This window comes from Desulfobulbus elongatus DSM 2908 (genome assembly GCF_000621145.1).
GTDB classification, from domain to species: Bacteria; Desulfobacterota; Desulfobulbia; order Desulfobulbales; family Desulfobulbaceae; genus Desulfobulbus; species Desulfobulbus elongatus.
The window spans coordinates 1-22,659 of record NZ_JHZB01000046.1 but is presented as its reverse complement, the minus strand read 5'-3'; the positions used below and the strand labels follow the sequence as shown (position 1 = coordinate 22,659).

Genomic DNA, 22,659 nt, shown 5'->3' with positions numbered 1-22,659 from the left:
GGCCGCATGACACTTCGCGGTATGGACAATGTTGCCAAACGCTACCTGATGCATGCCGCTGGCTACAATCTTGGTCTGGTGATGCGTCATCTGTACCGGCACGGCACTCCCAGAGAGATGGCCGGCCTGGTTGTTCGTCTGTTTTGGCCTGTAGGGAGCCTTGTATTGCTCCTCGTAACCGGATTTCGCGCTACGGATAAAATTCCTCCAGGGCATGTTTTGACCGGTGCCGGTTTGTCTTGATCGGCTTGGCGTGCCGTACCGAGTGCATGCTCCCGGAAACATGGCTTTTTCAACGGGCTGCTATACGAAAAAAGACCCGGATGGTGATGACATCGCCAATATGAAGGTGCTGCAGATCAACTCCTGGATAGTCAGGGAATTTGTTGGGGTAATAATCCGGTACCTTGGCGTTTTTCATACTGAAAACGTGATAGCCGTTTTCCAGGATCTCCTTGAAAAAGGGAAAACTGTCATTTTGTGTGGGAAACTTCAAAATGTTCTTTTTTTTCATTGCGTTGGTAGCCGGGTACAATTAGACACAACCGAGGGGGCGGGATCCATTGAGGTATTGGACATACGCACTGCCACAATCAGCTTGAACGGCTCAGGACGAATAAGAAAAGCCTGTATAACAGGAAGTCACTGCCCCGGCCAGGCAAATACTGCAAACGCACCAGGGCAGGGATACCGGAGAATGAATCTCGTCACCCATACTACCATCGCTAATTTCAATTAGGGGATCGACGACGACGTGATTTGCGATGTCTATGTCCGTGGCAAGTATCGGGACGTCATCCTGCCGATGACGGTTATCCGTAGCCTGGATACCTTGCCGTCCCGGCTGATTGGTAATGTGACCAACGGCCAGGTGGATATACACGGTATCGAGGCACCGAAAACAGTCGTAGAAAAACTCCCAGAGATCGCAGATAAACTCGATATATTGGATGATTTGGTCGATGTAATGGAGGAGACCGAGGCATGAGCGGCGAGCGGACAACGGCATACCTGGCCGGGCTTGTGCACGAACTACTTAAACTGCCGGTCGAAACCGAATGGGTTGAGTTCAAGCGCAATAACGACAATCCCGAAGAGATTGGGGAATACCTCTCTGCCTTGGCCAATTCGGCGGCGCTTCTGGGCAAAGTCAACGGCTATATGGTCTGGGGCGTGGACGACCAGAGCCACGACATTGTCGGCACTACCTTCAGACCGGCCGCAACCAAGATCGGCAACGAAGAATTGGAAAACTGGCTGTTGCGTTTACTGGCCCCCAAGATCAACTTTCGCTTCCATGAGATTGTGGTCGATGAGCAATCGGTGGTGTTGCTGGAGATCGGCGCTGCCTTCCGCCATCCGGTGCGATTCCGCAATCAGGAATTCATCCGGGTTGGCTCCTACAAAAAAAGTCTTAAAGAACACCCGGAGAAAGAACGCGATCTGTGGCGGGTGTTCGACCAGACACCCTTTGAACGTGGCATTGCGGTTGAGCATGTCAACAGTGAAGACATTTTTCGACTGCTTGACTGTCCGGCCTTTTTTGATCTGCTGGAATTGCCCCTGCCCGATGGACGCGCCGCCATTCTTGACGCACTTAAGGAAGATGGGCTAATTGCGCCCTGCAACGCCGGCGGCTGGAATATCAACAATCTTGGGATGATCCTCTTTGCCAAAAAGTTGGATGCCTTTGCCGGGTTGAAACGTAAGGCCATGCGGGTGATTCATTACAAGGGCATGAGCCGTGCGGAGACCCTGCGTGAACAGGTCGGCATCAAGGGCTACGCTTGCGGTTTTGAAGGACTCATCGGCGTTATCATGACGCTTGTTCCTTCCAATGAGGTGATAGGCCAGGCCCTACGTAAAACCGTGCCGATGTTTCCGGAACTCGCCGTTCGGGAACTGGTCGCCAATGCACTCATCCACCAGGATTTTTTTGTCACTGGGGCAGGCCCCATGGTGGAAATTTTCGCGGATCGCATCGAGATTACCAATCCTGGCGAACCGTTGGTCGATACTGCAAGATTCGTGGACACCCCGCCCAAATCGCGCAATGAGGCGCTGGCCTCCTTGATGCGGCGTTTCCGGATCTGTGAGGAGCGGGGCAGCGGCATCGATAAGGTGGTCATTCAAACCGAACTGTATCAGTTGCCCGCGCCCCTGTTTGAAGTTCCGACCGGATTTACCCGGACAATCCTTTTTGCCTATCAAGAACTGGACGCCATGACCAAGCCGGACCGGGTACGCGCCTGCTACCTGCACGCCTGCCTCCAATATGTGCAGAGAAAGGTTATGACCAATAAGTCTCTGCGTGAACGTTTTGGAATCGACGATTCACGTAGCGCCCTGGTTAGCCGCATTATCAATGCCACCATAGAGGCTGGCCTGGTCCGCAAGATCACTCTCTCAGAATCGCGTCGAGACTCAGCTTACGTGCCGTTTTGGAGCCAGGGACGGGAATTGTAGGGTAAAGATAGATTCTTTCGGAGCGTGTTTTCGTCCATTTTCGCTGGGCGGCTTCCAAACGACGGTGCGAAACGATGGCGCACTCTCTGTTGTGGCAAACGATTTAAAAACAGCCAGATATAGTGATACTTGTCACTGGCGGCTTTTATCGTTCATTTTCGTCTTACCTGGAGGCTGAAAGATGCCACAAACAACCGATACCGAAAATGGGCCTGATTTCATTGGTAAATGAGAGAGGGGACAATGAAGCAGACTGCCATGCTGAATCGGGTGATTTTTGGGCCTGCTCTCCGAGATCAAGGAGCGTATCCGCTCCGCCCGATACGAGGCACTCAAGGTGGTCAACAGGGAACTGGTCGGACGGGGATATCGGGCAAATGATCGTGGCGCGGCAGGCCAATGCCGGCGCAAGGCTATGGGGGAATTTGGATCACCTCAGCACTGGACCGTTGAACGGGCTGCAGTTGGAGAAATTCACGTGCAGGCCTCGTTTGGCATCGTCCATAGCCTTTTGCCGCTGAAGAAAATGCCTATTTATCTCCAAGGTCCTCCCATCGGCCAGAACAGTGGGCAGTCTACTCCCTTGTTCAATGCTTCACATACCGGTAGAAGCAGATGCCCTATCGTCTGGACGGCCTCCTCCAACCCCACATCCTGCTCTATCAAGTTGTTCCGCTTGATAAAACCTCGCCAAAGAGCCTGTTTGGCAGCATCAGCATAGAACTCTTCGGTCAATGCCAGAGGGGTTTGTTGGGGTATAGCTGTCTGTCGACGTTCGAAAGTACGGACAAGGGCCTGGGCCAGAACAGATCCGCTATATTCAAACAAGCGGGCCAGCACCCAGATATCATACAGATCCTTTATCCGGTTGTTGCCTATGCCAAGCAACACCATGGCGTGAAACTTCTCGGCAATAACCGTTTCACGAGGATAAACACGAAGATGTGGCGCCGGCATATCCAAAAGGGTGGGATATTCTGTCTCCTGGGCGGGAGGCGTCACCGCGTCGCCATAACCGATGTCGATCTGCAGGGGGGATGCGTGCTTTATCCAACTCGGCAATCAGTTTAACCCGCACCCCACCATATTCCATCTCTTCACGAATCACGTCGACCCGAATGTTCTCCGGAGCAAACAGCAAGCCATCGTCTTCGACATCGAGGTGGCAGAGTTCTTGAAAAACTTCTCGAACGTGCACTTCGGTGTTCTCGCCAAAACCGAGCAGGTCCGCATCCATGGTTGGTCGATGGCCATTGATCCCCCATATGGGAAAGAGCATCGCGCCCTTGAGGACGAAATACGGCTCATACTCCGAAAGACTCAAGCGATACAGTAAACGTTCAAGCCCGTACCGGGTCAGCAGAAATTGAAAACTTTCGCTGTTTTTTAGCGACCTATCCAGCAGTAACTGCCGCACCGAAGCCGCTTTGTTTTTCTGTCGAGCCATCAGGCGTTCATTGCCTCCAAATAAGGGCGCATCACATTGCTCACCCGGCAGATTTTAGCAAATCTCCAAAGAGTATCTGCCTCGCAACGATGATTTCTCAAGCAATCTTTCAAGGCTTCCAGTGCCACGTCCAGGCCAATTTTATTGCGATATTTGAAGCAATCAGCCACAGTTTTCGCAGGTTGGTATATGGCCACCGGGATTCCGTCGATGATATGGTTCTCGATTCCTTCAATCAGTGCCGGGCCGGAAAAACGAACGAAGCGGATCGGCAAAGTCTTGTTCACCGGCAAACGTGTTTTGCGGTCAATCGCCATCCAAATCTCATAGGGAGCCTGGGTAGTGAGATCATGGAACCGCAGAGCGGAAGGCAGGCAGACAACCCCTTTTGGCACCATCTTCGCGGCTTCTGCCAGTGAATGATGCTCAGAAATCTGGGTGTCAGGCAGCCTATACAGCCCACGGGCCACCTTTTCCACCAAACCCCGCTGGTGTAGCCGTTGCAAGGTGATGCGTGGAATGCCTAGTTCGTCAAGATCGACAGGCCGCAAAACCGTTCTCGTTTTGAGGAGACTTAGAATTTTTTTTGAACTTCCTTGCATACCGTTCCTTTTTCGTTGGATGTGACCAGCATACCTGTGGAGCTTGTACCTTTCAATTTGTTATAAATTGTCGACACTTGCAAATATATGCCAACAGTAAAAAACGAGCAAGGCGTAATCCTCTGTGGAATCCAAGTTAAGCGTTCTGACCACATGTCCTTTTTTATGAAAAAGTAGCGGACGGCGGCTTCCTCGAAGCCCTGGAGACGGTACGGCTCTCCGGGCGCACCAACATGCTCGACCACCCGGAGGTGACCCGCCTGACCGCCAAGATGGGCTACCCGGAGGTGGCCGGGTGGCTGGCGGACCACAGGCGCGAATACGCGGCCTTCGTCCTCGAAGGGACGAAACCGCTCGGCAAGAACTTCGGTGGCAAGGAGGACCCGGCTCCATGTGCGGACAAGTAGGCATCGTCTTCGGCCGCAAGCGCAGACGGCCCGAAGAGCGGGATTACCTGCGCGAGGTCTTCATCCGCATGCTGCTGCACAGCGAGGAACGCGGCCCGCACGCCTCCGGTCTGGCCTGGCTCAAGACCGACGGCAGCCATCGCATCTTCAAGCGGCCGATGCGGGCGCACGAGTTGGTCTACGAGAAGCCGTTCCAGGAGCTGCTCGGGCAGGTCGACAACGAGACCACCATCCTCATGGGCCACACCCGCTGGCGCACCCGAGGCAACGAGTTCAACAACCGCAACAACCATCCCATCCGGGCCGGGATCGACATCGGCACCCACAACGGCACCATCACCGTGCTCAAGGGCAACAAGCCGCTCTGCCTGCGCATCGCTCTACGCCTCGGAGCCCGCCTTCATCGACTTTGTCGTGGACAACGAGAAGGGCTGGCGCGAGCTGGAGGTGCCGCCCATGACCATGCTCACCATCCGCCACGAGGATGTGCGGGCCATCGAAAACAGCGAATTCCGCTTCATACCCCAGGAGGGCAAAGGGACACTGCCCGAAGGAGTAAATGCATGAACATTGGAGAACCCTCGAAGCTGAACACAAACCCGGAAGACATTCCCGAGACCATCCTCCGGCTCTTCGTCTACGGCACCCTGAAACGGGGCTACTGGAATCATCAACGTTTCTGCGCCCAGACCCGCAGCATCGAACCGGCCGTGGTCTGGGGCAGGCTCTACCATCTCCACGCCGGGTTCCCGGCCCTGGATGTGCCGGAAGGTCTGATCCTGGCCCGGGGCACCGCCGATCCACTGGCCGACGCCCGCAGGCAACAGGAAATCGGAACGCCGCGCTTCGGCTGCCCGACCGGTGACTGGGATCTGATCCATGGAGAGCTGGTGACCTTCACCGACCCGCAACGCGACCTCCCGCCCATCGACCGGCTGGAAGGATTTCGGCCCGGCGGGCACAGCATGTACCAGTGAGTGATGGTGGCGGTGCTGTGCGGGCGCACTTCGGTTCCAGCCTGGGCCTGCCAGATGTCATGCCCGCCTTACGCGGAGAGAGTGGCCAGTGGTTACGAGAGGAATGCAGGCTTTTGCGGACTTATGCAGGCTAAAACGTTTGACAATCTACCTCTGCCCAAATATATTAAAGCCTGTTTTAAGTTGGGGAATTTTGCCCGAATTCCCGTGTATGACAGTTACACAATATCCAATCCTCCATGAGGACGAGAGAAATGGCAGAGATGGAAGACCGCTGGTTATCGGTTGAAGAAATAGGCAAGTACCTCGGCGTCAGCAGTGACACCGTTTACCGCTGGATTGATAAGCACGATATGCCTGCCCATAAGATCGGTCGTCTCTGGAAGTTCAAAAAGGACGAAATCGACGAGTGGGTAAGAAGCGGTGGAGCAAACACTTCCCCGTCTGATAAAAAAATTTCTGAATCTAGAAAAAGAGAATCGTAATGGCCCGACTCGAAGAACTCAAACGGGGAACAACTGTCAGGGGCATCTTGCCCGATGGCTTCGTTACCGTCGTCGATGTTTCGTGGATTGGCTCCGTAGCGATTGAGCTTACCTACAAGGACAGCAAGGGAAAGCTGGCGAACGAGCTTATTTATCGTGATCGTGAAAATGATCTCGAGATACTCGAATCTGGCAAGCCGTGGAGTTTCGACGGTGATCCCGATGTCTTTCGGCTGGTCTCGGAGGCACATCGTATCCGGCTCGCCTATTTATTCGATCCGTTACTGGCGGTCCACACGTCGCTTGTCGATCCACTTCCGCATCAGATTACCGCCGTTTACGAGTCGATGCTTCCCCGGCAGCCGCTTCGATTCCTGCTTGCCGATGATCCCGGTGCCGGAAAAACCATCATGACCGGGCTGCTGATCAAGGAACTGATAGCACGCGGCGATCTTCAACGATGTCTGATCGTATGCCCAGGCAATCTTGTTGAGCAATGGCAGGACGAACTGTATCGGCGTTTCCATCTGCCTTTCGAGATCATGACGAACGACAAATATGAGGCAGCACGCACCGGAAACTGGTTCGCGGAGAATCCACTTTCTATTTGCCGTCTCGACAAGCTAAGTCGTAACGAAGAAGTACAGGAAAAACTGAAGACCACGGACTGGGATGTCATTGTCTGCGATGAAGCGCACAAGATGAGCGCCTCCTTCTGGGGTGGCGAAATCCGCAGAACCAAACGACATCAACTGGGGCAACTGCTTTCTACGATCACCCGGCATTTTCTTCTCCTGACCGCCACACCTCACAACGGGAAAGAAGAGGATTTCCAGTTATTCATGTCCTTGCTGGACGGCGACCGGTTTGAGGGCAAATTCCGTGATGGGGTTCACTCTATTGATGCAAGCGACCTGATGCGCCGTATGATCAAGGAGGACCTGCTCAAGTTCGATGGCCGCCCGTTGTTCCCGGAGCGCAGGGCCTACACCGTCGAATATGAACTCTCCGATGGCGAAGCTGACCTCTATCACCGCGTGACGGAGTACGTGCGCGAGGAGTTCAACCGCGCCGAGCAGCTTGCCAACGACGGCCGGAAGGGCACGGTCGGCTTCGCGCTAACCGTCCTACAACGGCGGCTGGCATCTTCACCGGAAGCCATATATCAATCGCTCCGCAGGCGCAGAGAACGATTGGAGAAAAGATGCCGAGAGGAGGAATTACTCAAACGCGGTGTCGAAGTCCGCATCGATTGGCGGAAGGATGTCCCGACGCTCTCGGATGATGACATCGAAGACCTCGATGACGCCCCGGACGAGGAGGTTGAGGATACAGAAGATCGTGTCGTCGACCTGGCCTCGGCGGCGCAGACCATCGCTGAACTGAAGGCTGAAATCGCGATCCTCAAGGACTTGGAAGAGGCCGCTCTTCGGGTTCGGCAGTCCCGTTCAGATCGTAAATGGGACGAACTTTCGCACCTTCTTCAGAATCAGACCGAGATGTTCGATGCACACGGACATCGCCGGAAGCTCATCGTTTTTACCGAACACCGCGATACGCTGAACTACCTTCAGGATCGAATCGGCTCGTTGATAGGCAAACCAGAATCCGTCGTGGTCATTCATGGCGGCATGGGCCGCGAAGAACGTAAGAAGGCCGAAACGCTTTTCACGCAGGACAGGGACACGGAGGTCCTGCTAGCCACTGATGCCGCCGGGGAAGGTATCAACCTCCAGCGTGCTCACCTGATGGTCAATTACGACCTGCCCTGGAACCCGAACCGTCTTGAACAGCGATTCGGACGTATCCACCGCATAGGGCAGACAGAGGTGTGTCACTGTTGGAACCTCGTCGCATCCAAAACGCGAGAAGGCGACGTTTACCGCCGTCTGCTGGAAAAACTAGAGGAGGAGCGCAACGCACTTGGCGGCAAGGTGTTCGACATCCTCGGGAAGCTGCTCTTCGGGGACAAACCGCTACGAAGCCTTCTGATGGAGGCCATTCGATACGGGGACCGCCCTGAAGTCCGCGCACGACTGAATGAAGTCGTTGACAACGCAATGGATCGCAACAAGCTCCGTGATCTGATTGAAGAGCACGCACTGGCAAACGACTCGATGGATGCCTCACGCGTTCAGGAAATCCGAGAAGACATGGAACGGGTCGAGGCTCGACGGCTTCAACCCCACTTCGTTGCAGCCTTCTTCAACGAGGCATTCAAGCGCCTGGGTGGCACCGTGCGCGAGAGGGAGGCAAAACGTTACGAGGCGACTCATGTCCCGGCCGTCATCCGTAATCGGGATAGGATCATCGGAATGCGTGATCCCGTGCTCACCCGATATGAACGTCTGACATTCGAAAAAGATTTAATCAGCCTACCGGGCAAGCCGCTGGCCGAGTTCGTCTGTCCCGGCCATCCTCTTCTCGACGCGACAATAGACTTGATTCTTGAACGCCACCGGGACCTTCTGAAGCAAGGGTCGATTCTTGTCGACGACAGCGACCCGGACGAGGAGGTTCGTGCGCTCGTCTATCTGGAGCATTCGATTCAGGACGCGCGTACGGACCGAAGCGGGAACCGTCGTGTGGTGTCGCGGCAGGTACAGTTCGCAGAAGTGACGACAACTGGCGAAGTGCGGGGCGCTGGGTACGCCCCATATCTCGACTACCGTCCACCCACGGAATCGGAGATAAAGCTGATCCGGCAGATGGAAGAACCTGGCTGGTTGCGTGACGAAATCGAATCCCGCGCACTGGATTATGCGGTCCGAAATCTGGTCCCTTCCCATTTGCAGGAAGTAAAGACGCGCAAAGAAGAACTGGTCGACAAGACGATGGCCGCCGTCAAAGAGCGCCTGACGGCCGAGATCAATCACTGGGACCACCGGGCCGAGCAACTTAAGCAGCAGGAGTTTGCGGGGAAGGTCAATGCGAAGATCAACTCCGACAGGGCGCGGCAACGGGCCGATGAACTGACGACTCGATTGCAGAAACGTATGGAGGACCTCCAGCAGGAGCGCCGTATCTCTCCGCTCCCCCCGAATGTCATTGGCGGAGCCCTGATTGTTTCGGCCGGGCTGCTGAGTAAACTCGGTGGCGGCTCAACCACACCGCTGCAAACCAAGGAGACCAAGCAGGTCGAGATGATCGCTATGGAGGCGGTGATGGCGGTCGAAAAGGAACTGGGATTCACACCACGCGACGTGGCGGCCGCCAAGTGCGGTTACGACATCGAGTCGCGTGACCCGACGGGCACTTCTCGGCTCCGGTTTATCGAGGTCAAGGGTCGTGTGCAGGGGGCGGATACGGTCACCGTCACCAAGAACGAGATTCTGACCGCCCTGAACAAGCCGGAACAGTTCATTCTTGCTGTTGTACAGATCGACGACGTACAGGCGGTGAACATCACCTATGTCCGGGAGCCCTTCAGTCGTGAACCCGACTTCGGTGTGACCAGTGTGAATTATCGGCTTTCGGAGCTATTGGTGAGGGGGGAATCACCACGATGACCGAGGCTCCCGCCTATTTCGAAGTGGTTCGTGACAACGCTACCAAGGACTGGGACCAGCTTGAACAGAACCCCGTTCTGGCCGGGCCATGGCACCAGCTGTTCAAGCAGGTGCAAAGCCCCCGGCATGTTGTCTCGGAACTCCTGCAAAACGCTGACGACGCGGGTGCAACCATGGCATCGGCGAACATCAAGGACGGTGAGTTCATATTCACGCATAACGGCGAAGATTTTACCGAGGAGCATTTTACGTCGCTCTGTCGATTCGGGTACTCCAATAAGCGTTCCCTTCACACTATTGGCTTTCGTGGTATCGGTTTCAAGAGCACCTTCAGTCTCGGCGATCAAGTGCGCCTTATGACGCCGACGCTTTCCGTCGCTTTCAATCGCGAGCGATTCACCGAACCGGTTTGGGTCGGTGAGACCGGGCAATCATCGCTCACATCGGTACGGGTGATTATCAAGGACAAACACCGTCAGGGCGAACTTGAGAAGAATCTTTCTGAATGGATGCGCAGCCCGGCGTCCCTTCTCTTTTTTCGCCACATTCGTACGTTGCGTATCGGCGACGCAGAGGTGCAATGGGTGTCTCTGGGTGCTGGTCCCATTGCCGATTCCGAGTGGATGTCGCTGTCATCAAGCCCCGACAAAAAATTCCTGCTCATTCGCTCACAAAAGGAGGAGTTTCCCGCCGAGGCACTTGAAGAGATCAAGCAGGAGCGCATGGTGTCGGTCAGTGAGGAGTCATCTTTCCCGCCGTGCCGGGTCGAGATTGTCCTTGGTATGGAAGGCCGACTTTTCGTCATCTTGCCAACGGGTGTCACTGCAGATTTGCCGTTTGCCTGCAATGCCCCATTTGTTCAGGACCCGGCTCGCCTTAAGATCAAGGACCCGGACATCTCGCCCACTAACCGCTGGCTGCTCGCGCGGGCTGGTGAACTTGCGGCCCATGCAATAATGGCTTGGGTGAGTAACGACGAGCTCGATGTCGAGGGCCGGACCCAAGCGTACCGCCTCCTATCCGATGTGGACAGAGAGGACAGTTCGCTGGAAGGCTCATGTGCGGCTATCGTTGAGCAGTCCATCGATGACACCATTCGGGAGTCGAAGTTCCTTATTGCTGAGACCGGTGACCTGGTCTCCTGGGGAGAGTGCCGGGCTGTTCCCGATCTGCTCCTGAACGTCTGGTCGAACGATCAGGTGGCGTCATTTTTCACTGACCAAAAGCGTTCGATTCTCTCTCGGCATGTGTCCAAAGCAGATCGCCAGAAATTGATTCATTGGGGGGCAGTCGAGTCCGTCGAAAAGTCAGATGTGATCGATGTCCTGGAATCCAAGCATTTGCCGCGTCCAAATAGCTGGCGGCAACTGATGATGTTGTGGACATATCTGTCCAGCGAAGTGAGCGTCCACCGGTACTATCGCAGTCATACGGGCGTGAAGATTGTGCCTGTTCAAGGACGAGACGTTCTTTACGCTGCCGATGAAGTCGTGCGATTGGGAGAAAAGAAGCTCCTTCATTCCGATGAAGACTGGAATTTCCTGGCCGAACGGCTTCTGGTGCTTAACCAGAACTGGCCGCGATTTCTTGCCGACCAGAGGCGCAAGGCTGAGGATCGCGGTGATGAAGTGTTCGGTCAAGAGGTCGAGGATGCCTATGGCCTCCTTGAGAAGCTCGGACTCACTCAGGCTAGCGACGTTAGTGAGGTCATTCAGCAGGTCGCCAACGAGTTCTTTGCTCAAGAGAACTGTGACATCGAAGATTGCATCCGTTTGGCTCAGTTGGCAGCATCTTTAGGTGCGGCAGTTTCACAAACTTTTCAGTTCGTCACTCGTGACGGTTACCGAACACCCGTCAAAGACTGCATCGTCACCGACGTGCAAAATGACCTGGATGCCTTTGTCAATAAAGACTGGTACGAAGGTCATGTGCTCCACGAAGACTACGGTGTGATGCTCTCATGTACCGAGGTCGAGTGGCAGCAGTGGGCGACTTCGGGGCGCAGCAATCTGGTCACGTTTGTGCCATTGACCCAGGTTCGTAACCGCATATGGGGCCGCCAAGAGCTCCGCAAGGCGCTTAATGCGCGTGGCTTTGAGCGGGACCCGTACTACCCCTATGTTACGAACGAGTTCATTATCGAAGACTGGGATTTCGATGATGAACACTGGCGGCAGTGGCGTGACCTGGCGGAGGACGATACGACCTTTTGGGGGCATGTGCTCACGCGAGTTCTTGAACAACCGGCATCGTTCTGGTCGAAAGCTACTACCGCGAAAATTGTTCAGGTTGCCACCACAGGCAACACCCGTGCAGTCACATCAGAATCCTTGCTGCCGTCTTGGATCGTCAAGTTTCGAGACTTGCCCTGCCTTCAGGACACGCGCGGCAATTACCGTCAACCGGCTGAACTGCTGAGGCGGACACCGGACACAGAATCCCTGCTGGATGTTGAGCCATTTGTCCGGGCGGAATTCGACACGGAAGCCACCCGTCCATTGCTGTGCCTGCTCGGTGTGCGCGACACCCCGACAGGTCCTGATCGCCTTCTTGATCGCCTCCGTGCGCTCGCCACCGTGGATAACCCTCCTGTTTATGAGGTCGAGAAGTGGTATCACCGGCTTGATCAGTTGGTTGACAGGTGCTCGACCCAGGAATTCCAGACCATCAAGGACGCCTTTACCAACGAAAAAATCATCCTCACCGAGGGCAACGGCTGGGCCAGTGTGGCCGAGGTGTTTCTGGCTGCTGATGAGGAAGACGTCCCTGGAGCAGCCCTTGTTCATCCCTCTGTCCGACACCTCGCGATCTGGCTGAAGGTTGGCGTGGCCAACCGACCGACGGTTGATCTGGCAATCAATTGGCTGGCCAGTCTTAAGCCCGGCCAAAGCCTTGCCGCAGAGGAACTGCGCCGGGTGCGCTCTCTTATGCCGCGTTATCCCGACCGCATCTGGCGCGAATGCGGCCATTGGCTCAACCTCGAAGGAGAGTGGACGCCTACCGAAGAGCTTGTCTATTCCCTGACCATGCAGACGCTGGTGGCCTGGAAACACCTGTTCAAGCCGATCAAGCAGAAGACAGCCGACCTGCAGAAGTTGTCGGCCGATGTGTGCGATCAGCATCCATTCGCCACACTTCGCAGTCTGGCCCAAAGCATCGATGATCGATTCGAGGACCATCTCTTCGGCTTGCCCGATCCGCAGAAGAGCCCTTGGCTGAACGCCCTCGGTTCGGGGTTGCGCCGTCTCGTTCCCGACGATCAGCATGATACCCAGCGCGTCCGTGAGCTGGCTAATCGTCTTGCAGTTACGCACTGGCAGCCCGCCTCGGGACTTCAGACTGTCCCGTATATAGATGGTACACCGGCAGGAACTCCCCGTCGCATCGATGTGCTCTGGAAGGATTCCCTGCTCTACGTAGAGGATCGTTCCACTGCAAAGATGGCCAAGGCGGTCGCCCAGGAACTGGGCCGCGTGTTCAACAAGCAGGAAGTCGCCGATGCAATCAAACTTTGCTATGACCACTCGCCTGAATTCGTGCTGGAGTACCTGGAAGAAAATTTCAAGCTCATGCCGGAAGAGCAAATCGATCCCATCAGTGAGATATGCAAACCGAAGAGTAACGACGACCAGGACGAAGTCACAACTCAAGAAGAGAACCGGCCGCCCGACCCGAACACGGCCCAGGACGATCCGCAGCGACCCGGGGAAGACGACAACATTGCCAACGACGATGAAGGCAATACCGTGGTCGAAAATGAACAATCCGAGGATGCGGACTTCAATGCAAACCCGGATTCCGACGAACTTGGCGAGAATGACGATGAAGGTGACTCGGCCCCGGCCCCGCCCAGGCCTCATCCAGGACCGGCGAAGCCCAGGTTGATCGAACGGTTTGCGGCGGCGAATGGTTATGCCAGGGACAATTCCGAGGGGCGATTTTATCACAAGGATGGGGGATGGCTGGAGCGCGTCTCCAGGACCAGCTTCCCGTGGGAGCGGTATTCGCCTTCCGGCAAGTTGTTACAGTGCTATTGGGTCAAGGACGCCTGTATAGAACGGGAACCGCTTCAGGTCGAGGCCGATGTATGGGAGTTGTGCGCCAAACATCCGGAGAAGTATTCGCTCCTCCTGGCCGCTCCCGACGGAACCCCGGTCGAGTATTCCGGTGAACGAATTTGTAGTCTCCGTGACAGAGGCCAGCTGACCCTTTTCCCGGCGAGTTACCGGCTGGTGTATGAACACAACGTAATATCAGAAGAGCATCGCGAAGCCGCCAATGGAGGTGGGAAATAACATGGAGACACCGCTTTTCGATAGTCTCGAAATCAGGCAATTCAGGGCGTTCGACTTCATCAAGATCGAGCAACTCGGACACATCAACCTCTTCCTCGGGAAGAACAACGTCGGCAAATCCACGTTGCTCGAAGCACTCTTCCTACATGCCAACCTTGGCTCGCCCCAGGTCATGCAGGCTATCCTGGATGGCCGTGACGAACCGGGTGAGGTGCGGCACGGAAACACCGCCGAGCCCACGGTCTGGAGTCTGTTCCATGATCATCCGCCTCTGGAACGGATCGCCACCTCCATCCAGATTGGAAGGGTCGGTGCGCCGGACAGCGCGTTGACTCTCTCTATCGCCTGGCTTCGCAAGACCAGTGAAATGGACGCCTCCGGCGGCTTCGGGGACGGTAGCGGCCATGGCGGGGGCGTTCAGCCTGGGCAGGAGTATGTGGAAGTCGGACCGCCCGACGTATCGGATGGGGAAGGCCCGATTCCCGCCCTCGTCGTGAAGTATGGCCCGATGCGGCGGATGTTGCGCCTTGATGAGGCCTACGACGATTTGTGCCGCCGATGGAATCTTCAGACGCGCTCCAACCGCGACCTTGCTACGCCCTGTGTTCTTGTTGGCCCAGGCGGCCTCGATGATGCGGGACTGCGTGGACTGTGGGAGAAGGTCGTGCTGACCGATTCCAAGGACGATGTTATTGAGGCGATGCGTATCATCGCCCCCGAGACGGAGGATTTCGCTCTTCTTCATTCGCAAGACAGGGTGTCGACGATCCGTCTTCGTATGAAAGAGCGGGAAGGATCGGTCCCCATCAAAACCATGGGCGATGGCATGAACCGTCTCTTTGGCCTCGGCATGGCCCTGGCCTGCGCCAAGAACGGCATCTTGCTTGTCGATGAGATCGAAAACGGCATCCATTGGTCCGTGCTTCCTGAGGTGTGGAAGTTCATCGTCAAGGTTGCCAAACGATTGAATGTTCAGGTTTTCGCCACGACGCACAGTAACGATTGTCTGAAGGCTTTCCAGATGGGCACGAAGAGCGATCCGGACATGGACGGCGTCGCGGTGCGGATCGAGAGAAAGAATGGCGAGTTCAGCGCCGAGATCTTCGATGAGAAGCGATTGGCAGTTATCGTCAAGGAGGCGATTGAAATCCGATGATAGTCAATCGACTCCTATTCGAAGGCCCGGACGATAAACATGTCGTAATGAATCTCTTGTTCAATCACGAGTATGAAGGTGAACCTTTATGCGATCAGTTCGGGAAAAATGATTGCAAGGTCAAGGAAGGCATTGAAAACCTGATCGATACATTAAGCGAGGAATTGAAAGCGACCGATCTCGGCCGCCTCGGTATTATCCTCGATGCCGACACGGACGTTGCCAGACAATGGGCGCGCGTGACGAGAGTGCTGGACGAGCATGGATGCCGTTCAGTTCCGGCAGCACCGAGCGCGGGGGGTACGATTGTCGAGACGAACGAGGGGAAGAAGATTGGTATCTGGGTGATGCCAGATAACAGAAGCGTCGGAGCATTGGAAGATTTTGTCGGCAAGCTCATCGCCGAGGATGACACCCTGTGGCCCAAGGCCCAGGCCGACGTGAATGGCATCCCCGTAGAAGACAGGCGATTCAAAGAAACGTATTTGTCCAAGGCCCACGTCCATACTTGGCTGGCGTGGCAGGAACAGCCAGGAACCCGGATGGGTGAAACCTTTAAGAAGAAGTACCTTGATCCGAATCATCCGCAGGCGACCGCCTTTGTGGACTGGGTCAAGAGACTGCTGGCATGAATGGAGACAAGAGTAGAGTGACTACCCAACCCAAGAAACTGATAGAGGTTGCGCTGCCGTTGCCCGAGATCAACGACGCGTCGGCCTATGACAAGATGCCCGGCATCGGGCCGCATCCCAAGGGCATCCACCACTGGTGGGCGCGGTTGCCGCTGCCGACGGCGCGGGCGGTGCTGTTTGCTTCCGTAGTGGACGATCCGTCGTCGCACCCCGAGAAATTCCCAACCGAAGAGGCACAAAACGTCGAGCGCGAGCGCCTGTTCGCCATCGTGCGCGAGCTGATGCAGAAAAAACTGCACGAACGGCCCGAGGTTTATGCCAAGGCTCGCGAGGAGATGCTGAAGCACGTCGACGGTACGTTGCCTCCGGTGCTCGACCCATTTTCCGGCGGCGGTTCCATCCCGCTGGAGGCGGCCCGGCTGGGCTTCGAAGCCCACGCGGCGGACCTTAACCCGGTAGCGGTGCTACTCAACAAATGCAATCTGGAGCTGGTGCCGCGCTGGCTCGACCGCCCGCCGGTCAACCCCGAGGTGCGCGGGAATGTCCTGCGCAGGAGCGGCTGGACAGGTGCAGGTGGACTTGCCGAGGATGTCCGCTACTACGGGAATGTGATCCGCGAGCGCGCCATTGAAAAGATCGGCCACCTCTATCCCAAGGTCAAGCTGCCCAAGGAATACGGCGGGCGCGAGGCAAACGTAATCGCGTGGATTTGGGCGCGAACGGTGGCCAGCCCGAATCCGGCGGCACAGGGGGCGCATGTGCCGTTGATTAGCACCTACTGGCTTTCCTCGAAGAAGGGCAAGCTCGCCTGGCTGAAGCCTGTTGTCGACAAGAAGAAGAACACCTGGCGTTTTGAGGTTCACGCCGGTGATCCTTCGGACAGTTTGGCGGTGAAGAACGGTGCAAAACTTGGACGTGGAGCATTCCGTTGCCTCTTGACTGACCAACCTATTGAATACTCGTATCTTCGTAAGCAGGCAGCAGAAAAAAGACTCGGCAGGACTTTGCTCTGTATAGTAGCCGATATCGGGAGGGGTCGAGTATACGTTGAGGCAGTGCCCGAACACGGAGACTTGGGTAATACAGACTCAGCAGAATGGAGGCCTGACGAAGCTGTCACAGCGCCATGCCACGACGTAGATCGCCTTCCTATGTATGGAATGCCGACATGGGCGGACGCATTTTCACCTCGCCAGCTCACGGCAATGGCGACTCTGAGTGGCCTTGTGAGGGAGGTGAATCAAGACGTGCTGAATGACACCATGGCAGCAGGTCTTTCGAGCACCGAAGCTGAAGCCTACGCAAATTCCGTAAGAACATTCTTGGCACTTGCCATCGACAGGTGCTCGGATTTCAACAACTCATTGTGCCGATGGTCCTCTGGTAACCAGAAAGTTATGAACTTGTTTGGGAAACAGGCCATTCCCATGGTGTGGGATTTCGCCGAGGCTAATATTCTTGGCGAATCGGTTGGAGCGTGGACCACATGTAGTAGCTACGTTGCAGACTGTATCGAAGTTCTAGGGCGCTCAGCTCGCACCAAAGGGAGTGGACGCCAAGTCGATGCCGCAGGCGCATGGAATGACACCCGAGGTCTTTTGGTCAGCACTGATCCTCCCTACTACGACAACATTGGCTACGCGGCGCTCTCCGACTTCTTCTATGTGTGGCTCAGGCGCACTATCGGCGAGCTGTACCCGGACCTCTTCAAGACCATCCTCGTGCCGAAGGCCCCGGAACTCACCGCCGCAGCCGAACGCTTCGGCGGGAACAAGGAGAGGGCCAAGGAACACTTCGAGTCCGGCTTCCGCAAGGCGTTCACCACCCTGCGCGAGAAGATGGACCCGCGCTTTCCACTCACCGTCTACTACGCCTTCAAGCAGGAGGACGAGAAGGCGGGTAGTGACGAGGATGAGAACGGTGATGGCGAAGGTTTGAGCAACGGCGTCGATCTGACCACGGGCTGGGAGACCTTGCTCGATGCCCTGCTTGGCAGCGGTTTCCAGATCACTGCGACCTGGCCGGTGCGCGCTTCACAGAAGTGGCGCATGGTGGCCATGGGCACCAATGCCCTGGCTTCCTACATCGTCCTCGCGTGCCGCGCCCGTTCCGAGAGCGCACCGCAATGTAGCCGCCGCGAATTCCTGAACCAGCTCAAGAGGGAACTTCCGGCCGCGCTCAAGCACCTACAGCAGGGGAACATCGCGCCGGTGGACCTGGCACAGGCCGCCATCGGCCCGGGCATGGCTGTTTTCTCCCGTTATGCCAAGGTCGTGGAGTCGAGCGGCAACCCCATGACCGTGCGCACGGCCCTGGCCCTGATCAACCAGATGCTCGACGAGGTGCTGGCCGAGCAGGAAGCGGAGTTTGACGCCGACACCCGTTGGGCGTTGGCCTGGTTCGATCAACACGGAACGGAAGAGGGAGAATTCGGCGTGGCCGAGACGCTTTCCCGCGCCAAAAATACGGCCGTCAACGGCCTTGTCCAGGCGGGTATCGTCGCGGCGCGTGGCGGCAAGGTCCGGCTGGTGAAGCGGAATGAACTGCCCGAGGACTGGGACCCGGCCTCGGACAACCGGCTGACGGTGTGGGAGGCGACGCAGCACCTGATCCGGGCGCTGGATCAACGCGGTGAAAGCGGCGCGGCGGATCTACTCCGGAAAATGGGTGGCGCGGTCGGTGAGACGGCCCGCGAGCTTTCATATCGGCTTCATAAGATGTGTGAAGGCAAAGGCTGGTCCGGCGAGGCCCAGGCCTACAACAGCTTGGTTCTGGCCTGGCCGGAACTGACGCGCCTGGCTCAGGCTACGCCCGCAATGAAGCCGCAAGAGCTCTTTTGATACGCGATGATTCCAACATAGGGATGAGACATGGCAAAAAGTAATCACGGCAGAGTCGGAGAGGCGCTGGAACTTCTTAATAAAGGGCTGCGCCCCTTTGTGGAGCGTGAACTTCAGGCTGTTCACGGTGATCAGTGGCAGGAGACGGCCGCGCAATCGCTACGCGAGGATCGCGGCGGGGTGAAATCCGCCAGGACGGGCGAGCTTAACTGGGACACCCATAACCTGCTTACGGTCATGTGGGACCAGTGGAATTCCGTCTTTCGTAAGATTCTCGGCCATACCGAACGAGCCTTGGTGAGCGAGCTTCGGGAGATACGCAACCGCTGGGCGCACCAAACGCCCTTCAGCAGCGATGACGCCTACCGGGCGCTGGACAGCATCGGCCGTTTGCTCACTGCCATCTCCGCTCCCGAGGCCAAGGAACTGGAAGAGCAGAAAATGGCGCTCTTGCGCGTGCGCTTCGAAGAGCAGCGCCGTGGCGAGATGCGCAGGCACTCCGTGGCCCCGACGGAAGGCAATCCGCAAAGTGGCCTCAAGCCATGGCGGGAGATGGCCACCCCGCACCGGGACGTGGCCAGCGGCAAATATCAACAGGCGGAATTCGCAGCCGACTTGTGGCAGGTCTACCTGAGCGAGGCGGCGTCCGAGTATCAGCATCCCACCGAATTTTTCCGCCGGACTTTCATCACCGAAGGGTTGCAGAAACTGCTCAGTAATGGCGTGCGCCGGATCGGCGGCCAGGGCGGCGACCCGGTGGTCGAGCTGCAGACCAACTTTGGTGGTGGCAAGACCCACAGCATGCTGGCGCTCTATCACCTGTTCTCCGGCACGCCCACCTCGGAATTGCCCGGCACCGAGCAGATATTAAAGGACGCCGGATGCGACGTGGCCCCGAAGGTTAATCGCGCCATCGTGGTTGGCACGAAGGTATCGCCCGGCAACCCGAGCCAGAAGGATGATGGAACAGTCATCCGTACGATCTGGGGCGAGATCGCCTGGCAACTCGGCGGCAGAGCCGGTTACGAGATGATCCGCGCCGACGACGAGAACGCCACCAATCCCGGCGACAAGATGAAGGAGGTGTTCAACAAGTTCTCGCCTTGTCTCATCCTGATCGACGAATGGGTTGCCTACGCCCGGCAGTTGCACGAAGGCAGCGTGCTCCCGGCCGGGACCTTTGACACCCAGTTCACCTTCGCCCAGGCACTGAGCGAATCGGCCAAGGCAGCCAAGAACACCTTGCTGGTGGTCAGTATTCCCGCCTCGGACAATGAGATCGGCGGCGAGTGGGGCCAGCGTGCCCTCTCAAGGCTCAAGAATGCCATTGGCCGCGTGGAGTCGAGCTGGCGACCGGCCAGTCCGGACGAAGGCTTTGAGATAGTCCGTCGTCGGCTCTTCGAGCCACTGCACGAGAAACAGGCCTTTGTTGCGCGAGACGCCGTGGCCCGTGCCTTTGTGGAGATGTATGGAACCCAGCACAGCGAGTTCCCTTCCGAGTGCCGTGAAGCCGAGTACGAACGGCGCATCAAGCTGGCTTACCCTATTCATCCGGAACTCTTCGACCGGCTCTACAACGACTGGTCCACCCTTGACAAGTTCCAGAGAACGCGCGGCGTGCTCCGGTTGATGGCGGCGGTGATCCACTCCCTGTGGGAGCGTAATGACGGCAACCTGCTGATCATGCCTGCCACCATTCCCATCGACGACCCGGCGGTGCAGTTCGAGCTGACCCGCTATCTCGATGACCAATGGACGCCGGTCATTGCCAAGGACGTGGACGGGGAGCATTCCCTGCCGCTGAGACTCGACCGGGACGCGCCAAACCTTGGCCGGTATTCTGCCTGCCGAAGGGTGGCACGCACGATTTATGTTGGGTCTGCTCCGACCCAGCGGGCCGCCAATCGGGGCATTGACGACCGCCAGGTAAAGCTGGGGTGCGTGCAACCAGGCGAAACCGTGGCCACTTTTGGCGATGCCATCCGGCGGCTTACGGATCGGGCGACCTATCTGTATGTGGACGGAAGCCGCTACTGGTATTCGACACAGCCCACGGTCACGCGCCTTGCTGAGGACCGGGCAAACCAGCTTCATGAACACGATGTCATGGATGAGATCGTCCGCCGCCTCCGCGACGAAGCTCGCAGCCGTGGCGATTTTCACCGGGTGCATGCCTGTGTGAGCGGGAGCGACATCCCCGACGAGCATGAGGCGCGGCTCGTCGTCCTCGGTCCGGAGCATCCGCACGGCAAGGGACAGGTGGACAGCCTTGCCCGAAAAGAGGCTCAGACGATCCTGGACAATCGTGGTGGCAGCCCACGGTCGTACAAGAACAGCCTGGTGTTCCTGGCAGGTGATGCGGGACGGCTGAAAGATTTGCAAACGGCCATCCGCCAATTCCTGTCGTGGAAGTCCATCTGGGAGGAGCGGGAACAGCTCAACCTTGACCCATTTCAGTCCAAACAGGCCGATACGAAGCGCAAAAACGCGGACGACACGGTAAACGTCCGCATTCCTGAAACCTACCAGTGGCTGCTCATCCCGAATCAGCCTGACCCCAAGGGGGCGCTCGAGTGGACGGAGATTCGTCTGCAGGGATCGGATTCACTGGCATTGCGCGCTTCCAAAAAACTTAAGAGCGAGGAGATGTTGCTCGTCCAGATGGGCGGAGTACGCCTTCGTCTGGAACTCGACCGGGTGCCACTCTGGCGTGGCAACGATGTGCCGGTAAAACAGCTTGTCGAGGATTTTGCGACCTATCTGTATCTTCCGCGTCTGCGCGATTCGGACGTGCTGATTGCGGCGATCCGGGAAGGAATCATGCTGCCGACGTGGCAATCGGAAACCTTTGCTTACGCCCAGTCCAAGGATGCGGATGGACGCTACCTGGGATTAACTGGCGGCGGAGCGGTGACGGTCCAACAGGAGGGTGGCGCGTTGGTCGTAAAGCCGGGTGTTGCCGCCGAGCAGCAACGCAAAGACTTGGAGGCCGCCCAGGCGAAAGCTGGGAACGGAACGACGACGGTCGCCGAATCAGGGCAGGCAGAGGTTCGTGATCAACCCACCGATACAACTGTACCGGGTACGTCCTCGGTGCAAGATACAGGGGCGCAAACTGCACCTGCGACCCCCGTCTATCGGCGTTTCCACGGTTCGGTGCAACTCGACTCACTCCGCGTCGGTCGGGACGCCGTGCGCATAGCTGACGAGGTCATTCAACATCTCACCAAGCTCATTGGCTCTGATGTCCAGGTGACGCTTGAAATTCAAGCCCGGTTACAGGATGGCGCATCCGAAAAAACCATTCGAGATGTCACCGAAAACTGCCGCACCCTGAGATTTGACACGTTTGGTTTTGAAGAGGAGTGACAGCTGGCTGGAAGGCTTTAAACCTGATTGATTAGGAAAACGATATCGCGGGATTAATGCATACGAACGGCACAACAATTAAAGTGTCAGCCACCATGATAAACAAGTCATCTGGCGTGACAGAAACAGAAAAGATGCTCGCAGAATTCTGTGATCGGACCTTTCTTAGTGATTATCTATAAATAATCATGACCTTGTTCAGGACAATCATGGCGGCTGCCAATGTGTTGAGTGCAATGTACGAGAGATCTGTCTTCTCGTATCGTGGTATCAATTTGCGAAACCGGTTGAACCATGAATGTGCTAACTCAACAACCCAGCGCCGTGCCTTGAACGAAGGATCCTTTTCGATCAATTTTTTCTCTTCGCCTCGTGGGCGGATGTGGGGGATGAAGCCATTGGAGAGTACAGTATCCTCCTTGCCCACATATGCTGCATCAAGGCAGAGATTTTGCGGAGTATCCTTTTCTTTTG

At 56.7% G+C, this 22,659-nt stretch carries 15 protein-coding genes and 2 pseudogenes; 12 read left to right on the top strand and 5 right to left on the bottom strand.

Annotation, left to right across the window (positions count from 1 at the left end; all coding sequences use genetic code 11):
- A pseudogene (locus Q362_RS23820) lies at positions 1-243 on the top strand (hypothetical protein); the annotation flags it as partial.
- 49 nt (positions 244-292) lie between these two features.
- Here the strand turns inward: Q362_RS23820 and Q362_RS24125 are convergent.
- A complete protein-coding gene (locus tag Q362_RS24125; protein ID WP_028319491.1) occupies positions 293-514 on the bottom strand; it encodes a hypothetical protein in 222 nt (73 codons plus the stop codon).
- A gap of 240 nt (positions 515-754) precedes the next feature.
- Between Q362_RS24125 and Q362_RS24120 the strand changes: the two genes are divergently transcribed.
- Positions 755-988, top strand: a complete 234-nt coding sequence (locus Q362_RS24120) for a hypothetical protein (RefSeq protein ID WP_169737447.1) — start codon at positions 755-757, stop codon at positions 986-988.
- The gene (locus Q362_RS0116070) at positions 985-2,466 is read left to right on the top strand and encodes an ATP-binding protein (RefSeq protein ID WP_028319490.1); all 1,482 of its coding nucleotides are present in this window, start codon (positions 985-987) and stop codon (positions 2,464-2,466) included. Before Q362_RS24120 ends, Q362_RS0116070 begins: the two co-directional genes overlap by 4 nt.
- Before the next feature lie 534 nt (positions 2,467-3,000).
- On the opposite strand, the gene Q362_RS24775 is transcribed toward Q362_RS0116070, so the two are convergent.
- Genes Q362_RS24775 through Q362_RS0116060 form a run of 3 tightly spaced genes read right to left on the bottom strand, consistent with a single transcriptional unit; the run spans position 3,001 to position 4,515 of the window.
- Entirely contained in the window at positions 3,001-3,468 is a 468-nt protein-coding gene (locus Q362_RS24775; RefSeq protein WP_281172905.1) for a nucleotidyl transferase AbiEii/AbiGii toxin family protein, read from the bottom strand.
- Entirely contained in the window at positions 3,389-3,913 is a 525-nt protein-coding gene (locus tag Q362_RS24770) for a nucleotidyl transferase AbiEii/AbiGii toxin family protein (protein ID WP_157470221.1), read from the bottom strand. The genes Q362_RS24775 and Q362_RS24770 overlap by 80 nt, the downstream gene beginning before the upstream one ends.
- Entirely contained in the window at positions 3,913-4,515 is a 603-nt protein-coding gene (locus tag Q362_RS0116060; protein ID WP_028319489.1) for a type IV toxin-antitoxin system AbiEi family antitoxin domain-containing protein, read from the bottom strand. Before Q362_RS0116060 ends, Q362_RS24770 begins: the two co-directional genes overlap by 1 nt.
- Positions 4,516-4,715: 200 nt before the next feature.
- Between Q362_RS0116060 and Q362_RS21245 the strand changes: the two genes are divergently transcribed.
- The 9 genes and pseudogenes from Q362_RS21245 (at position 4,716) to Q362_RS0116010 (ending at position 22,185) form a co-directional block, all read left to right on the top strand.
- Positions 4,716-4,922, top strand: a complete 207-nt coding sequence (locus Q362_RS21245) for a DUF5049 domain-containing protein (protein ID WP_084312884.1) — start codon at positions 4,716-4,718, stop codon at positions 4,920-4,922.
- Positions 4,923-5,485: 563 nt separating this feature from the next.
- A pseudogene (locus Q362_RS24905) lies at positions 5,486-5,896 on the top strand (gamma-glutamylcyclotransferase family protein); the annotation flags it as partial.
- Between the two features lie 257 nt (positions 5,897-6,153).
- Positions 6,154-6,384 carry a helix-turn-helix domain-containing protein gene (locus Q362_RS0116040; RefSeq protein ID WP_028319488.1) on the top strand — a complete coding sequence of 77 codons (231 nt, stop codon included), beginning with the start codon at positions 6,154-6,156 and terminating at the stop codon, positions 6,382-6,384.
- Positions 6,384-9,893: a helicase-related protein gene (locus Q362_RS0116035; protein WP_028319487.1), complete on the top strand. Its 3,510-nt coding sequence runs from the start codon at positions 6,384-6,386 to the stop codon at positions 9,891-9,893. The genes Q362_RS0116040 and Q362_RS0116035 overlap by 1 nt, the downstream gene beginning before the upstream one ends.
- Positions 9,890-14,188, top strand: coding sequence for a sacsin N-terminal ATP-binding-like domain-containing protein (locus tag Q362_RS21230; RefSeq protein ID WP_051554419.1), 4,299 nt, complete (start codon positions 9,890-9,892; stop codon positions 14,186-14,188). The genes Q362_RS0116035 and Q362_RS21230 overlap by 4 nt, the downstream gene beginning before the upstream one ends.
- Before the next feature lies 1 nt (position 14,189).
- Positions 14,190-15,344 (top strand): AAA family ATPase, encoded by a 1,155-nt coding sequence (locus tag Q362_RS0116025; protein ID WP_028319486.1) that lies wholly within the window; start codon positions 14,190-14,192, stop codon positions 15,342-15,344.
- Complete coding sequence (locus tag Q362_RS21225; protein ID WP_051554418.1) at positions 15,341-15,976, top strand: DUF3226 domain-containing protein; 636 nt, start codon at positions 15,341-15,343, stop codon at positions 15,974-15,976. Before Q362_RS0116025 ends, Q362_RS21225 begins: the two co-directional genes overlap by 4 nt.
- A gap of 17 nt (positions 15,977-15,993) precedes the next feature.
- On the top strand, positions 15,994-18,816 hold the full coding sequence (locus Q362_RS0116015) for a DUF1156 domain-containing protein (RefSeq protein WP_028319485.1): 2,823 nt from the start codon (positions 15,994-15,996) through the stop codon (positions 18,814-18,816).
- Between the two features lie 30 nt (positions 18,817-18,846).
- On the top strand, positions 18,847-22,185 hold the full coding sequence (locus Q362_RS0116010) for a Swt1 family HEPN domain-containing protein (RefSeq protein WP_028319484.1): 3,339 nt from the start codon (positions 18,847-18,849) through the stop codon (positions 22,183-22,185).
- Positions 22,186-22,357: 172 nt separating this feature from the next.
- Here the strand turns inward: Q362_RS0116010 and Q362_RS0116005 are convergent.
- The coding region (locus Q362_RS0116005; protein WP_028319483.1) for a transposase at positions 22,358-22,659 on the bottom strand (302 nt) is incomplete at its 5' end.

Bases quoted from the DNA above. Each gene is read 5' to 3' on its own strand.
- Q362_RS21230 (WP_051554419.1), top strand. From the start codon at position 9,890: ATGACCGAGGCTCCCGCCTATTTCGAAGTGGTTCGTGACAACGCTACC.
- Q362_RS21225 (WP_051554418.1), top strand. From the start codon at position 15,341: ATGATAGTCAATCGACTCCTATTCGAAGGCCCGGACGATAAACATGTC.
- Q362_RS0116040 (WP_028319488.1), top strand. From the start codon at position 6,154: ATGGCAGAGATGGAAGACCGCTGGTTATCGGTTGAAGAAATAGGCAAG.
- Q362_RS24770 (WP_157470221.1), bottom strand. From the start codon at position 3,913: ATGGCTCGACAGAAAAACAAAGCGGCTTCGGTGCGGCAGTTACTGCTG.
- Q362_RS0116010 (WP_028319484.1), top strand. From the start codon at position 18,847: ATGGCAAAAAGTAATCACGGCAGAGTCGGAGAGGCGCTGGAACTTCTT.
- Q362_RS0116035 (WP_028319487.1), top strand. From the start codon at position 6,384: ATGGCCCGACTCGAAGAACTCAAACGGGGAACAACTGTCAGGGGCATC.
- Q362_RS24125 (WP_028319491.1), bottom strand. From the start codon at position 514: ATGAAAAAAAAGAACATTTTGAAGTTTCCCACACAAAATGACAGTTTT.
- Q362_RS0116025 (WP_028319486.1), top strand. From the start codon at position 14,190: ATGGAGACACCGCTTTTCGATAGTCTCGAAATCAGGCAATTCAGGGCG.
- Q362_RS0116060 (WP_028319489.1), bottom strand. From the start codon at position 4,515: ATGCAAGGAAGTTCAAAAAAAATTCTAAGTCTCCTCAAAACGAGAACG.
- Q362_RS0116070 (WP_028319490.1), top strand. From the start codon at position 985: ATGAGCGGCGAGCGGACAACGGCATACCTGGCCGGGCTTGTGCACGAA.